Here is a 14123-nt window from a genome sequence, read left to right as displayed (position 1 = left end):
TTAGGAGATTCACATGACAATTCAAGACGCGTTCCCCGGTGCTTCTGGGACGGTGGATACGGTGAAGCTTCGCAAGGATTTTGCGGGCCTGGTCGTCCGGGATTCTGCTGGTGTCCCTCGTGGCGGGATCTTCCCCCGGCATGCAAACTCTCTGCTCACGGCACGCGCTGACTTGTATGTGGACGTCGCCGCGTTCGAGGGCGCGTCTGTTCGTGGCGGCGGGCCGTTGTTCCAAGCGAATGACGGTGTCGTACAGGCGGGCCCGTTCCCTGCGCCCACCGCGAACTCGCGCATCGACGTGGTGTACTTCAAGCAGAACGAGAATGCCTTCGGGTTCTTGGACGCGGACGCCAACCCGATCATTGGGATCCTCGCGGGCACTGCTGCGGCGTCCCCAGTGAAGCCCTCTCTCGCGGGCATTCCGGGCGCTGAGGAGATCGGCACCGTGCTGATGCTGGCGGGCAAGACGGCCACGAACCAGGCGGGCGTAGTCATCACTGGCACGCACCGGTTCACGGCTGCGTCGGGTGGCGTGCTGGTTTTCCGTACGACCACGGAGCGCGGCCTGTTCGCTGCTTCTCCGGGCCAGCCGTGCTATGTCATTGCCGCAACTTCGGCGTACAACTGGGATGGTTCCGCTTGGGTGCGTTCCGGTCAGGGCGATTTGGGGTTCGCGGATCGCGGCGCAACACCAGCCGATCAGGTCGTCAGCGCAGTTTCCACATGGCAGGACGTTGCCTCCGTGACGGTGTCGGGGACAACTGCGGGCGGTGCTGTCCGGGTCGTTTGGGATGCGCTGGCGAAGAACGTTTCGGGCGGGGCGTCGTACTACGAGATCCTCTATCAGGTTCTCTGTGACGGTGTTGTTGTTGGCGGGCCGCGTTCTTTCTCGCTGCCGGGCGTTTCGGGTATCAACCCGAAATATCTGGTCGGTGGCCGGATTCGACACACGCCCTCGGCGGGCGCGCACACGTGGAAGTTGCAGCACCAGTGCGGTGCGGCGACGGTCACGGGCACCAACGCGGCTTCCATCGAGATCACCGAGATGAGATAGGCAATGACCTCCATCATCCTTGCCGCGCACGGGGGGATCACGACCCACTTCCATGAGGACATTGGGCGCGGGTTCCTGCACCGTGGCATCGATCAGGGCCACAGTGATGGGACTACCTACGACTTGCAGATCATGGCGCCTGCTGACGGTCTGGTGACGTTCTCCGGTCCGTTCGGAAGCTATGGCAACGTCCTGTTCATTACTCATGCTGACGGCTGGGTGTCGGTCCTCGCGCATCATGCCCGCCAGCTCATATCCAAGGGCGACTGGGTGAAGCAGGGCCAACTCGTCGCCGTCATGGGCAACACCGGCACCGTCTACGTCCACAGCCACCAAGAGCTTCGAGACGCGGGCGGAAACCAGGTGGACCCGCTGCTGCACCTCACGTCGGCCACAGTTGCCGGCACCACCCAAACCCTTTTAGGAGATCTCATGGCACTTGACGACACTGACAAACTGTGGCTGAACGGCATGGGCGCGAGCATTGTGAAGCAGGTTCTCGCGCAGGTTGGCCCGAATACGTGGGCGACCCCGATCGTGCACTCTGGTGCGACCGGGCCGGCGTCAGAGTGGCTCGGCAACGCTTCGGATGCGATTGCCCGGTTGCAGGCGAGCGGTGTGGACATCAACGCGCTTGCGGAGGCGATCGCAGCGAAGGCGACGGCAACTGGCGTGACTGCCGCGCAGATCGTGGACGAACTCAAAGCACGACTGTAGGGGGTAGCTGGTGATTCGCTACTTCCTCGCTGACCTTCGCACGGGCAGGAACATCCTGGACCTGCCCGTGCTCACCGGTCGGTGGTCTGACGTGTTGAATGATGCGGAATCCATCGACGTAACCCTCGACATGCAGGACCCTGACACGATCGCGTTGGGGCTTCGGAACACGGCGTCACCGGGGAAGACGATCCTTGCCGCGGCTGTCGGCGACCGGATCATGGCGGCAGGGCCTATTTGGGTTCAGTCCTATGACCGGGACTCTAAGACGGTGCGCCTGTCAGCTAAGGGCATGTGGTCATATTTTGATCACCGGCAGATCCTTCCCGTGGTGGCGCTGACAACGTCGACGGGTGCGTTCGTGGTCCCCGACCCGTCTGACACGACGAAGACAATGCCCAACCCGGCATTGAACACGGACCTTACAAACCTGTCTTATGGGACGATCGCTAAGCGGTGGTTGCAGCAGGCGCAGGCGTGGACTGGTGGCAGCGTCCCCGTTGTGTTCCAGGATGATGAGGCTGGCACGTTTGAGCGGCACACCATCGGCACCGACTTCAAGAGCCTAGGCGACGCGCTATCGCAGTTGACACAGGTTGAGAACGGGGCTGATTTCAAGTTTCAGCCACGGTTCACGGCCGACAAGTTGGGGATTGAGTTCCTGTTTCGTTCAGGTTCGCTCGCACAGCCCCAGCTCGCATCGACCACAACGCACAAGTGGGATGTGACAGTGCCGGAGTCGGTGGTGTCGAACCTGACGATCAACAATGATGCGTCCGAAATGGCGTCTCTTGCATGGCTCACTGGCGGGCGTGCTGCTGACACGGTTCTGGTGGCACGGTCCTACGATCCGACACTGGTTGACTTCGGTTACCCGTTGCTCGAGCGTGTTGACGGTTCGCATTCGACGGTGGAGTTGCAGGGCACCCTTGATTCGTATGCGACGGAGGCGACCCTTGCTGGGCGTGGCGCCGAAGAGGTGTGGTCGTTCAATGTGGAGGCCGCCGGGTTTGAGGCTGGTGTTGGTGATTGGTGCGAGTTGCATTTCGCCGTCTACAGGCCAACCGAGGGCGAGGGTGTGGCGTTGTATCCGGGCGCTGACGTTTACCCGTCCGACACGCTGTTTCCTAGCGCGGGTGTGATCGTTGGTTCACCCGGCGACCCATTCATGCCCGAGGGCGGGGACTACCGGCGCCGCATTATCAGTCTTGGTGGAGACGAGAAGGGTGAAACAGTGAAGATCCAGTGTGCACCATCGAGGGCCGCCTGATGGCTGGCGGGTTTCCTGCCGGCGGGTCTGAGGTTCAGAAGCTCCTCCGCAACTTCACCGACATTTTCCGCCGTCTGCGTGAGCTCGAAACACCAACGGGCACACAGACTGGTTCGTTGGTCGCACAGGTGCAGGCCGCACTAGTCAACATCAACGCGACCGTCACGGCGGCTATCACGGCACTGTCATACACGCGCGCCGAGATCGACTCGAAGGTCGCAAGCCCTGGGCCGATCGCACCGACGACGGTTACTGCGTCTGACACGATCACCGCGGGCGGGGTGCTGACTGCTGATGCGGGCATGTCCTCGCTGGACGTGCGTAACCGGTTGCTGTCTAGCAGCTACGTATCCGTCTACGCCGATAGTTCGGGGCGTCTCGGGTATGTCCCGTCCTCCCTGAATGTCAAGACGGTAACGGGCGCCTACACGGCCAACCTTGAGGACTGGCTGGAAATTGAGCCACAGTTCTTCTACTACAACGACGACGAAACACAAACACCCCGCGTTGGGTTCATCGCGGAGTGGGTCAATACCCACTTCCCCGAATTCGTTGTGCACGATGAGGTTGAGGGCAGGGTCGGGACATTCCCCGCTGGCATCCATTACGAGTTCATGATCGCGGGGATGCAGTCGGCATTCCAGCAATACGTGAGCGAGTCCCGAGCCCACATTCAGGCGCTCGAGACTCGCGTTACTAACCTGGGGGGTTAGTCGCAGTGGGGCTGGCCGTCGGCTCCGGTAGATGCCCCATTGGGGCAGGCTGACAGGTCCCAGTCCCCGCCATTGGCATTGTTCGTGTCGGCGGAGGGGACCCATGGGGCGGCGGCACCTTCGGGTTCGGGTGCGGGGGCAGGTGCTACGGCTTCGGCTGCGGCCTGTTCCTGCGCCGCTTGTGCGTCTGCTGCTGCTTGTGCTGCGGCGGCGTCTGCTGCGGCCTGAGCGGCTACGGCGGCGGCTTCTGCGGCTGCTGCGTCGGCGGCCGCTTGGGCGTCGGCCTGAGCCTGAAGTTCGGCGGCTGCGGCAGCCTCATCCTCGGTTGCAAGCCCGTTGACGTACACGCTCGAGGTCGGTGTCGGCTCGGGTGCCGGTGCGGTCGACGCGAACGCCGTGCCCACGGATACGAGGCCGACGAGTGCGACCCCTACGACTGAACTGATTACCGCTGTGCGCTTGATCATGCTTCCCCCTGATTAGAAGACACACGTTACTCCGAACTACCCGAAATTAAAACACCTGAGGGGGAACCAATGGCCTGTCGCCACAACCCGCATTCGACCTGCCCGCACGGCCACTCCTGCGATTACTGCACCTGCGAGGAGGCGCGGTGACCACGGAGCCCGAACCGAACGGATGGGAGCTGCTGCGCAGCATCCGCGACCTCAAGGATTCATTCGACGGGGTAGCCCGCGGGATGGTCTCGCAGTCCCAGCACTCCGCAGCAACAGACCGCATCACCAAGCTCGAAGCAGACCGGGACGAGCAACGCAAAGCGAAAGCACAGCAATGGTTCGCGATCGGCCTGAGCTTCCTGGGCATGGTCGGCACCGTTGTAACCGGCATCATCCTATTCAGCATTCGAGGAGCCTGATGGTTTTCCGCAACACACGTATCTGGCAGGCGGCCACAGCACTAGTGGTCATCCTCGCCGTCACCATCCTCACCTCCGGGGCCATCTACCTCGGGACCGTCAACAACGATCTACGGCATGACCTGACCCTCGCGCGCGAAGATATCCGGGCGTCGACGGTGAACGCCGACTCGCTGTATGAGCAACTGATTGCTTCGGGCATCAAGCCTGCTGCGGAGAAACCTGCCGAGGTCGTGGCCGGCGACATTGGCCCGTCCGGTGATCAGGGCCCGCGAGGGTTCACCGGTGACACGGGCGCGACGGGCGCTGACGGCATCAAGGGTGTCGATGGTCTCCCCGGTGCTGCAGGCTTGGCGGGGATCTCCGGCACCTCGGGGCTGAATGGGGAGAATTCCACGATCCCGGGGCCCGCGGGCGCGGCTGGCGCAGATTCCGCCGTACCAGGTCCGACTGGCCCGACCGGAGCCGCAGGAGAGCCGCCGTGGTCCTGGACCTATGCCGACCCGGCAGGCCGCGACTACACCTGCGCCCGCACCACAACATTCGACCCTGCCGCCCCCACCTACGAGTGCGCGGCACAGACCAAAGGAGTAACGCCATGAACACCCTCACCCCCACCCAGGTTGCCTACCCCGGCGCGGCCGTTCTGCGCACCATCCTGCAGACCGTCGCCGGTGTCATCCTTGGCGCCGCATCTGTCGTCGCCGTCGTCGCCGTGCTCGCCCCTCAGTTCCTCGAAGCGGTCGCCGTGATCCTCCCGCCCGAGTGGCTCGCCTGGGCCACCGGTGCTGTGGCAACGATCGGCGCCCTTGCGGGTGCGTTCGCCCGGATCATGGCGATCCCCGGCGTGAATGCGTGGCTCACCAAGGTGCAGCTCGGCGCGGCCGGAAAGCACGAGGCGTAGAGCACATGGCGTACATCAAAAAGGATTGGCAGAACAAGCCGTCGACGGGTTCACCCATCACCGAGGCGAACCTTGACCACCTCGAAACCCAGTATGACGAGGCGCTGTCAGAGGTCATCAATCAGGCGGGCGTTCCGTCGTCACTCGTCGGGGTTGCTGTTGCCACCGCCGCGCTCGCCACCGATGCGAACTCGGCCAGTGCACTCCGGATGCAGCAGGACGCGCGGCAGGCTACCAATTTTGCACCGGTTGTTTCTCTGGCCGGTAGTGTTTCAGCGTCGAACGCGGCCGCGGCGAACACGGCCGCGATTCAGGCGGCAGTAAACAAGGCGCAGCTTACCGGAGCAACCGTCGTCTTCCCCCCAACGCCGTCTGGTGGGTTCATTGACATTGCGGGGCGTATCACTATTACGGGTGGCATCACGATCCGTGGGGCGGGAAAATACCGGACTCGCATCCGACAGACAGTTTTTCCTGAAATGGTCTTCGACGTGACCGGCCCGAATGTGACCATTGAAGGCTTCTGGTTGGAGCAAGCGGCATTTGTCGTTGGCGGTGGCGACTCTGGCACATACCGGGGCGCATCGCCTCTGTATGCGTACAATGCCGGGGTCGCAGTTTTCGCAAACAATGTAACCGTCCGAAGGGTGCACGCCGAAAATCTGATTACCGGCGTGTATTACGGCGCGTGGAATACCACAACCGACACTCTCAGCCCATCACTCACTGGCGGCTCAGTGGACGACCTCACCGTCAATAAAGTCGTGTTCGGTCTGGTAGCAAACGGTGTCGCCGGGTTCTCCCACTCTCGGCTCAAGGGGCATTACTACTCTGCCCCCGGAACCTCCGCGCCCCCGCACCTGATCTACTTCGTTGAATCGCGGCCAAACACTGACGTAACCGGAACTGACTGCCTGGCAGTCGGCGGCGAAACATCATTCGCCTACCAGTACAAGGGTGTTTCTGGAGGTACTCTATCCGGCCTCAACGCGCGCAGCTCGCAAGGACTGCTGCACCTCATGTACTGCGACGACGTGACCATCTCTGACTGCCGCGCATCCGGTGACACCAGTACATCCCAGGACGTTGCAGCGGTTGACCTTGAAGCCACGAATAGCCGGGTTCGGATGTCGCGACTGACGGTTGTTATGGCGGGGCCGGGTAAGCCGTTCCGTGCACTAGACGATAACTCTGATTGTGTACTGGAGAAATCAACTTTCATTGCCAATCACACCACGGACGGAACTACAGCACACTTCGACGTAGAGGTCCGTGGAACAAACAACATCATCCGCGAAGTTACGGCAACCAATGTGGGGACGGCAACGTTTGAGGCTGGCATTGGCGTGTGGGCAGGTACAGGAAATACCATCATCTCCCCGCGCACGGCGGGAAATCGCACCGGGGTAACGATCCGCAACACGGTGGCAAACGTCAATCACCGTGTGGTCGATTACGAACTATCAGACCTTGGATCGACCACGGCCCGACCGCTCGCGATCGGCCAGCCGACCCTACTGAGGCCCAGAATAGCGGCAGTTGGCACAGCCGGCGCCTCCCGTATCATCGCCTTCGATGATGGGTCGCTGCCTGCCGGATCGTTCAAGACTGCTGCAATGACCCTTACCGGTCAGACATGGGTGCACAATCGGGGTTCATGGGTTGCAGATGGAACGCACATCTACAGCTCGGCTGCGGCATCTCTCGCGCTGCTCTACCTGAACGCTGGAACCGCGAACATTGATATTGAGGCTGGCATCAAGGTCAAGAACAGGGAAGGTCTGGCCGTCAGGGCCACCGACTACAACAACTCACTCGGGGCACGCATCAATAGCGCCTCCCAGACGCTTGAAATATTCAAGCTCGCGGCGGGCGTAATGACAGTGCTCGCAACTGTCCCGGCGGTCTATGTAATTGGACGGCGCTACCTCCTGCGGGTCGTTGCATTTGGGGACCAGGTGGAGGCATACGTCGATGGTCAGAAGCTGCTCACCTGTACATTGTCGGCTGGGGATCTTGCGGCATACGTGGCCACCAATCACGGCCTGCATTCGGCCGCGGGCGACCCCCTGGGCCTGTTCGACAATGTAACCCTGCGCTCGCCCGCCTAGTCCCAGCACGGTTCAACCTAGATGGCAGCCCCGCCCCTGCACGAAAGACCCCCTTCCAGCCTTCGGGTCGGGAGGGGGTCTTTTCGTGTATCTGCTGCCTGTTGCTGTGAGGGTTGCTATACCTTGTTGGTGTAGCAACCCCCCTTCCCTTTGTTTTACTGTGCACCCCCCCGGACTTGAACCGGGAACCCACTGATTAAGAGTCAGTTGGTTGCGTCAACGCGCGAGCACCGCTGACAGTACCCTGAGGCATGGATATTTCTGAGCTCATCGTCGTCCTGGCCGTCTCGACAGTCGCCGCTACCGCCATTCTCTACTGGACGATACGGAATGCGGTCGCGGCCGCCCTGCGCAGCGTGAACACTGACCCGACCGGTCAGGGTGCCAGGCCGGGCCAGCTTGACCCGCGAGAGTGAGTCGTCGGCAAGGCCACGAGCTACGTCTCGCCCCAGCTACTTGTCGAGAAACGCCCACCGGTAGTACTCCCCGTTCTGGGTGGTGATGCGACCACACACCTCTTCGCCCGGGTCGATGCCGAGCGTGAGCTTGTGCAGCTCATTGCGCAGGGTCGCGAGGGATGCCGCTGCGCCGGCCGTGTCTCCGTCATCGAGGCGGCGGAGCAGGTAGCCCATTTCGGCTTGCAGGTACTCGGCTTGGCTGATCGGGGCGGTGGTGATGTTGGTGCTCATGGGTAGTCCTTTCGCGGTTCCTGGTGACAGCAAATACTATTGACGAACGTGATCAGGACCCAGCCGGTTACGTTGCAGTGTTGGTTGTGCCTCACTTTGCACTTAAGTAACAACCCGAGACTGAAAATAGTGCATTGTTGGACATGCCTCACGTGGACGACTGCACCCCGTCGCTCGCGGGAAGGATCTTCGCGGCTGGTGTCAGCCCTAATGCAAGAATGCGCCGTCATGGAGCTCTATTTCTCGGACGCTCAGCTCGTTGAGCGAAATCTAAAAACTGTTGCTCCTGAGCTAGACGCAGGACGGGTGTTGGACACCCGTCGGACGCTCAGGCACGGGACGCCTCTGTTCTTCAGTGGAATCCGGCCAGCCCCAATCTGGTTCGAGTACGGAGTTCATCTCGGAAACGGATGGGAAGGCTCCACGCTGCGCCAGTACGCGTACGTAGCCCTCCGCTTCGCAAAGTTCCTCGAATCGCTGAATATGGACCTGACTGAAGTTACAGAGAGTCATCTCGCCAGCTATCGCGATTCCCGAACAATGTATGGACCTCGACCTATCTCTGCGGTTTCCTGGACAGTTGAAGCCGTTGCAATCCGCATACTCTTCACCTATCTCGTTGACGCCCAGGTCATAGACCGTGTTCCCTGGATATCTCACGGGAATCGTGACGTGCTTAGACAACCAGTTCGCACTCAGCCAAACGTCCGCAGTATCTCCGAACGCGAGTGGCATATCTTTTTCAACGTCGGGCTTCAGGGGCGACTAGTCGACAACGGAGCAGACACGACCTTTCGCGGACGACTCGCGATGCGGAATGCGGTCGGGGCGCAGGTTGCCCTCACCACTGGAATGAGATTGGGCGAATTTCACAGCCTCCTCCTCTGCGAGATCAGCGCAGACGAGCAGGGCGGTTTCGGATCTCACGTCACTTTGCAAGCATGCGCGAAGGGGGGCAGGGAAAGGTCGGCCTACATTCCGCCACGCGTTTTGGCGAAGCTAGGTCTATACATCGCAACCGAACGCCAAGCAATGTCGGCCGCCGCGTCGAGATTGAAAACCAACTCACATGCATCACTGTTTATCGTCGACGACCAGTGCCCGCACGGAACGTGGTTGTCCGGTGAGCTCGACGGTGTTCGTGTTCGCCGTACGGTGAAAGCAATGAATCCGACACTTCGCGCTCGCACCTTCAGAGAGACGGGAGACGGCCTCGAGCCGATGTCGCTCTTCGTGAACTTCAGCGGCCGGATGCCATCCAAGGACTCCTGGCATCGAGCTTTCCGCGAGGCATCTACACGGATATCGGTTGTCCTTGGGCCCACTCGATCCACTCGTCCAATCACACCCCACATGTTGCGGCATACCTTCGCCGTAACGATGCTGAAGAACTTGGAACAAACAAACGGTACACGCAAAGCCTCACTAGACCCCATTGTGGAGGTGCAACGTATGTTGGGCCATGCCAATCTCGCTACGACGTCAATATATCTGGGTGCACAGAATGAACTTTCCGATGAAGTTGAGGCGGCCTTCGCGAGTTGGACCGAAGAGTCGCAAGATTACGGGAGCCTTATCGATCAGTTTCTGTTAGAAAAGTTCTCCCACAATGACTAATCGCGAGAAGTATTCGAAGCGATCGGTTTCCGGGCCGATACGTGGTCGGGTGGCCACCCATTTCTTGTACCCGCGTGATTTTGAGTGCGCCAATCTCGCCGCGGAACTTGGCGATCTTTGGACTGATCACGTGAAAGCCAACGGGGCAACCATCAGCACAGCCGGCGGGTACAGGGCGGCCATCGTTCTCTTCTGCAGGTTTGCAGATACACGAGGAGCGCCGAGGAAGGCGTCCATCTACAGGCCCGACGACGACCTCGTATTCACGCTCTATGAATGGCGATCTTCGCTTTCCACTGCAGGTCAAAACAAGGCCTACTCACAAGTCGCTGCCTTGATTAGGCGAGCCGTTTTGACCAACCGAACGGCGAACGCTTCACTCGCAGCCATGGTGACCAGCGCGTTCTCGGCATCGCGACCAGAGGACACTCCGCTCGACGAATTCTCGAACGCCGAACGGATCCAGCAGATGAGGGCCGCCACGAGCGACGCGGCGATCACGGAAATGCGCATTCAAGACGGGCAGATGCTATTCCGAAATAGCGCTTCCTTCCGATCATTGATCAGAACAGCCCTCGCAGGTGCTGGAGCCGAGGAAGTGAAGCGCCAGCTTCGTGCGGACAGAGACCTGATACGTGCCATAGTTTCTGCGCTGTCTGCGAGCCAGCTTGGCGTAGTCGGGCGGGATTTCGAAGGCCCCGCAAGCCGTGGATTGCGAGCGATTGCATCTCTCGTCGCGCCGAGCGAAACAGAGATGATGAGCTTTCAACTCCTACTGATGTGGTCCACAGGTATTGCACCGGAACAAGTCCGCGACGCAAGAGTGGGGGACCTCGTATTCTCCGACGGCGGATTGGATTGGACGACATTCAAAGCGCGGTCCCACGTACTCATGCGGCTCAACTTCACGGGACCCGCGTCCCAAGAAACTTGGGGAACGGCCGGTCTATTTAAACGGGCTATCGCCGTCACGACTCTCGCGCGCAGCTTGGTCGACGACGATCAAACCCTTTGGATGGTCCACAAGCTCACGAACGGCAAACTCGTCATTAACCAGCAAAACTTTCAAAAGATTAATCTCGGAGACTGGGCGCTAGCCCACGGAGTTCAGCTGTCGTTGCCGATCGACCTCCGAAGAATTCGCAAAGCCGTAAAGGCGGTACGCGCCGGAATTAGTGGATCGGCCAAAGCGGCCGCGGGCACGGATCATAAGGAGACGACTTTCAATCGGTACTACCTACCTGTCACTTCGGTAATTTCAACCTCGGCGCGCACGATTGCACGCGCTCAGGAACGAGTCTTCGAACAGGCCCTCGCCTCAACCCCCACGCTAATTGTCCGTTCGGCGAACTCGGTATTGTGCGATGAGTCCACAGAGGTCCGTGCGCGTCAACTGGCAGCACTTGTTGCCGATGAAACCCCGGCGGAACGTGCACTCGGCGTAAGCGCTTGCGCGGACCCAACCAACGGTCCCAACACGACCGCAGGAGAACTCTGCATGGAACGTCCTTTCGCCTGCTTGACTTGCCCCAATGCTGTGATCTTCACAGATCATCTGCCGCAGTTGCTTCTCATGTCGGATCACATAGAAGCCCGAAGACAGGACCTGTACCCGCCTCGCTTCATCGAACAATGGGGAGAGCGAAGAGAGAGTCTAAAGGCAGTCCTAGAACAGTTCAGCAGTTCCGAAAAGGATGTCGCCCGAGGTGCTGTCAAAAGTGATTCCGAGCACCTTCATCTTCCGCTTGCCTGGCGAGCGGAGTTAGACAGATGAGCGCCCTTTCTCACCTGAGGGTCGTCGCGACTGCCGCCTTCCCGGCCAACACCTCTGTCGCCATGGAACACTCGATTCGCAGGGAGACAGAACCAATTCCGGTGTTCGGTGATGACTCAGTTCTGGTTTGGAACCTCAATTGCTTGGGGCGTCCGGCCAATGCCAATGGTGCGTGGGGACGCATCAGCTTCATAGGCCTGGAAAACACGTGGCTTACATATGCAAAAGAGATTGCGATGATATTACTCAACCCATCACACCCGCTCTTGCTTAACCGCGGGGTCTTTCTTTCCACTCCCCCACGACAGCCGCGAACCGTTCGCAGCTTTGTGAAGTGCATGGCCATACTGCAGGACTTAGCCAAGGACAACGGATTTCCTGCGAGCCTCACCTGGTGGAGCCGGGACGATTTCATCAATTCGATCCGACACTTGCAGCAGGTCCCGCAGCCGAGCCCGCAAGTAATTGCGTCTGTCGGGAAGATCGCGGCGCTCCTATACACATGCAGATCCGTCTTGAGCGAAGGCGGCATCGCTCAACATCCTTGGCCTAATCCTGAGAACAATCCGCTGCGAGGAACGCAGCGGCGCAAGCCGTTGGCAACTCAGCCTGTGTCGCCAGAATTGTTCTATCCGCTCATACAAGCGGCGTGGGCCTATGTCTCTTTGTTCTCTGTCGACATCATCGCCGCCAGGGGGCGGAGCGCGGTCTCCAATGAGAGGCCGCGCCAGCCTGCGAGCACGGGAAGCTTGGACACATCCTTCGACCAATATATGGATCGCGACGATGAGCCAATCCTGCTCAAGAAATCTCGCCATCCGACCCAAAAGGAACAAGAAAATGTGAACTGGAGACAGCTTTCGGCTCGAATCACCGGCGGCGCAACGTTAGACCTGTTCACGAATGGAAATCTGTCAGGACGACGGCGGCGCCACGTAGTCGCCCAAGCACTCCAGTCGGGGCGCATCTCCGTTGTTGGCGGGGTGTTCGCCCCGGTGCAGGCGCTGCCAGGGCGAGACCGTCCTTGGCGCGACAGCTTTGATTCCCATTCGGCTGGAGTAGAGACCCGGATGCTGCGGGAGGCTTGCTACGTCATCATCGCCTCGATGACGATGATGCGAGATTCGGAAGTGCAGGAGCTGCAGCGCGGCAGTGTTACCGCTCACTATGGAGTAGCAGCCCTAAAATCACCGCTGATAAAAAACGAGCCTCATCGCCCACTCAAATACTGGTGGATCACCGATCCTGTTCAGAAGGCTATAGAGGTGCTTGAGAGTACCAGCCCACATGAGACTCACCTCTTCAGCAGTTCCCGCGCATCTACCGCACGGTCCAAGGTTGCCGATCAACGCGGGTTCCACGTGACCAAAGCTCTTCAGCGATTCCGAAAGCGAATCAACGAGACGGTGCTCAGCACGGGGCTGAGCCCGATCCCCGCGGGTCCAATCACGCCTCATATGCTCCGACGAACGATGGCTCTACTGACCGAATATGAGCACGGCGGACAAATCGCCGCGGGGCTGCAGCTAAAACACTCTCAAGCCACAGGGACCTCCAACGCCTTGACCGCTAGCTACAGCCGCGAGACTGAACGATGGGCCAAGGAACGAGGAGAGGTAAAGGCGCGAACCACGGCTCGACTCGCGCTCGATGAACTCGCCGTCGGCACGCCGAAAGAAATCAGCGCGCAGGGCCCTGGCGGTTCCTCTGTCCAGCGCGTGATCGGGTCGACGCGTCGGTCCGCTGCTCAAGTGGTTGATAAGACCACCAGGGCCAGACTTCTTGCGGCCGAGTTTCCAGACATGCGATTCGGCACAATCAACCTGTGCCTGGGGGACAAGGGGATCGCCGCTTGCTTGACAAAGTCGGAGCGGGAGACGAACACGGACGTTAAGCCGTCGATGTGCGTGCCATCTGAATGCCCAAATTCGGTGCTGCTGCCGACTCATATAGCCGTATGGAAAGCCGAAGAGAAGTCGCTGTTGGAGTTGCGCAGTAGTCGCAGGTTATCTGCTTTGAATCGTGCCCGCATAGACAGTGAACTACTGTCCATCCGCAAAGCGATCCGCGACAAAAACTCGACGGAAGACGCCACCCGGTGATGCCCACTCGCATCACCTCCGAGTCGCGTTTGCGATCTGCGATGCAGCGGCTCCTAAACGGCAAAGCACTCTTCACCGACGGTACCCTCTCCAAGAAGAACCTCTACACAGAGGCACAGGTGAGCCGAGCGACAATGAATAGGGAGAAAGAAGTACTGGCGGAGTGGGACAGCTTCGTAGGTTCGGTCCGTACTCCCCACCCCTCTGACACAACGTCTCGTGAGGTGCAGACTGACAAGGTCGCGTTACGGGATGCGACGAGGGCGCTGCGTGAAACGCGCGAACAGCTCTCCGC

The 14123-nt window shown here is 60.1% G+C and carries 14 protein-coding genes; 12 read left to right on the top strand and 2 right to left on the bottom strand.

What is annotated here, in order from left to right; all coding sequences use genetic code 11:
• Positions 1-13 precede the first annotated feature (13 nt).
• From QMG61_RS05220 to QMG61_RS05205, 4 genes are read left to right on the top strand one after another with little or no spacing between them, the layout of a single operon-like run.
• Positions 14-1054: a hypothetical protein gene (locus QMG61_RS05220; protein ID WP_283493277.1), complete on the top strand. Its 1041-nt coding sequence runs from the start codon at positions 14-16 to the stop codon at positions 1052-1054.
• Positions 1055-1057: 3 nt separating this feature from the next.
• Positions 1058-1771, top strand: coding sequence for a M23 family metallopeptidase (locus QMG61_RS05215; protein ID WP_283493276.1), 714 nt, complete (start codon positions 1058-1060; stop codon positions 1769-1771).
• 10 nt (positions 1772-1781) lie between these two features.
• Entirely contained in the window at positions 1782-3041 is a 1260-nt protein-coding gene (locus QMG61_RS05210) for a hypothetical protein (protein WP_283493275.1), read from the top strand.
• Positions 3017-3754, top strand: coding sequence for a hypothetical protein (locus QMG61_RS05205; RefSeq protein ID WP_283493274.1), 738 nt, complete (start codon positions 3017-3019; stop codon positions 3752-3754). Before QMG61_RS05210 ends, QMG61_RS05205 begins: the two co-directional genes overlap by 25 nt.
• On the opposite strand, the gene QMG61_RS05200 is transcribed toward QMG61_RS05205, so the two are convergent.
• Positions 3751-4221, bottom strand: coding sequence for a hypothetical protein (locus QMG61_RS05200; protein ID WP_283493273.1), 471 nt, complete (start codon positions 4219-4221; stop codon positions 3751-3753). The genes QMG61_RS05205 and QMG61_RS05200 overlap by 4 nt on opposite strands.
• Positions 4222-4367: 146 nt before the next feature.
• Here QMG61_RS05200 and QMG61_RS05195 point away from each other — a divergent pair, with 146 nt between their 5' ends.
• The 5 genes from QMG61_RS05195 (at position 4368) to QMG61_RS05175 (ending at position 8062) form a co-directional block, all read left to right on the top strand.
• Complete coding sequence (locus QMG61_RS05195) at positions 4368-4631, top strand: hypothetical protein (protein WP_283493272.1); 264 nt, start codon at positions 4368-4370, stop codon at positions 4629-4631.
• Entirely contained in the window at positions 4631-5233 is a 603-nt protein-coding gene (locus QMG61_RS05190; RefSeq protein WP_283493271.1) for a collagen-like triple helix repeat-containing protein, read from the top strand. Before QMG61_RS05195 ends, QMG61_RS05190 begins: the two co-directional genes overlap by 1 nt.
• The gene (locus QMG61_RS05185; RefSeq protein WP_283493270.1) at positions 5230-5535 is read left to right on the top strand and encodes a hypothetical protein; all 306 of its coding nucleotides are present in this window, start codon (positions 5230-5232) and stop codon (positions 5533-5535) included. The genes QMG61_RS05190 and QMG61_RS05185 overlap by 4 nt, the downstream gene beginning before the upstream one ends.
• Positions 5536-5540: 5 nt before the next feature.
• Positions 5541-7646: a right-handed parallel beta-helix repeat-containing protein gene (locus QMG61_RS05180; RefSeq protein ID WP_283493269.1), complete on the top strand. Its 2106-nt coding sequence runs from the start codon at positions 5541-5543 to the stop codon at positions 7644-7646.
• Between the two features lie 251 nt (positions 7647-7897).
• A complete protein-coding gene (locus tag QMG61_RS05175) occupies positions 7898-8062 on the top strand; it encodes a hypothetical protein (RefSeq protein ID WP_283493268.1) in 165 nt (54 codons plus the stop codon).
• 36 nt (positions 8063-8098) lie between these two features.
• Here the strand turns inward: QMG61_RS05175 and QMG61_RS05170 are convergent, their stop codons facing one another.
• Positions 8099-8335 carry a hypothetical protein gene (locus QMG61_RS05170; RefSeq protein ID WP_283493267.1) on the bottom strand — a complete coding sequence of 79 codons (237 nt, stop codon included), beginning with the start codon at positions 8333-8335 and terminating at the stop codon, positions 8099-8101.
• A 228-nt stretch (positions 8336-8563) separates the two neighbouring features.
• Here QMG61_RS05170 and QMG61_RS05165 point away from each other — a divergent pair, with 228 nt between their 5' ends.
• The 3 genes from QMG61_RS05165 to QMG61_RS05155 are packed head-to-tail and all read left to right on the top strand — an operon-like array spanning position 8564 to position 13828.
• Positions 8564-9952 carry a tyrosine-type recombinase/integrase gene (locus tag QMG61_RS05165; protein WP_283493266.1) on the top strand — a complete coding sequence of 463 codons (1389 nt, stop codon included), beginning with the start codon at positions 8564-8566 and terminating at the stop codon, positions 9950-9952.
• Positions 9945-11726 (top strand): hypothetical protein, encoded by a 1782-nt coding sequence (locus QMG61_RS05160; protein ID WP_283493265.1) that lies wholly within the window; start codon positions 9945-9947, stop codon positions 11724-11726. The genes QMG61_RS05165 and QMG61_RS05160 overlap by 8 nt, the downstream gene beginning before the upstream one ends.
• A complete protein-coding gene (locus QMG61_RS05155; RefSeq protein WP_283493264.1) occupies positions 11723-13828 on the top strand; it encodes a hypothetical protein in 2106 nt (701 codons plus the stop codon). The genes QMG61_RS05160 and QMG61_RS05155 overlap by 4 nt, the downstream gene beginning before the upstream one ends.
• The last annotated feature ends 295 nt before the right edge of the window (positions 13829-14123 follow it).

The sequence above is a fragment of the Cryobacterium sp. PH31-AA6 genome (genome assembly GCF_030063195.1).
Classification (GTDB): domain Bacteria; phylum Actinomycetota; class Actinomycetes; order Actinomycetales; family Microbacteriaceae; genus Cryobacterium.
Note: the sequence above shows the minus strand (reverse complement) of the source record. Positions and strands in the feature narration are given on the sequence as shown.

What these genes read in the sequence shown, in the direction of transcription:
- QMG61_RS05160 (WP_283493265.1), top strand. Translation starts at nt 9,945, where the DNA reads ATGACTAATCGCGAGAAGTATTCGAAGCGATCGGTTTCCGGGCCGATA.
- QMG61_RS05200 (WP_283493273.1), bottom strand. Translation starts at nt 4,221, where the DNA reads ATGATCAAGCGCACAGCGGTAATCAGTTCAGTCGTAGGGGTCGCACTC.
- QMG61_RS05220 (WP_283493277.1), top strand. Translation starts at nt 14, where the DNA reads ATGACAATTCAAGACGCGTTCCCCGGTGCTTCTGGGACGGTGGATACG.
- QMG61_RS05190 (WP_283493271.1), top strand. Translation starts at nt 4,631, where the DNA reads ATGGTTTTCCGCAACACACGTATCTGGCAGGCGGCCACAGCACTAGTG.
- QMG61_RS05170 (WP_283493267.1), bottom strand. Translation starts at nt 8,335, where the DNA reads ATGAGCACCAACATCACCACCGCCCCGATCAGCCAAGCCGAGTACCTG.
- QMG61_RS05175 (WP_283493268.1), top strand. Translation starts at nt 7,898, where the DNA reads ATGGATATTTCTGAGCTCATCGTCGTCCTGGCCGTCTCGACAGTCGCC.
- QMG61_RS05165 (WP_283493266.1), top strand. Translation starts at nt 8,564, where the DNA reads ATGGAGCTCTATTTCTCGGACGCTCAGCTCGTTGAGCGAAATCTAAAA.
- QMG61_RS05155 (WP_283493264.1), top strand. Translation starts at nt 11,723, where the DNA reads ATGAGCGCCCTTTCTCACCTGAGGGTCGTCGCGACTGCCGCCTTCCCG.
- QMG61_RS05180 (WP_283493269.1), top strand. Translation starts at nt 5,541, where the DNA reads ATGGCGTACATCAAAAAGGATTGGCAGAACAAGCCGTCGACGGGTTCA.
- QMG61_RS05215 (WP_283493276.1), top strand. Translation starts at nt 1,058, where the DNA reads ATGACCTCCATCATCCTTGCCGCGCACGGGGGGATCACGACCCACTTC.
- QMG61_RS05185 (WP_283493270.1), top strand. Translation starts at nt 5,230, where the DNA reads ATGAACACCCTCACCCCCACCCAGGTTGCCTACCCCGGCGCGGCCGTT.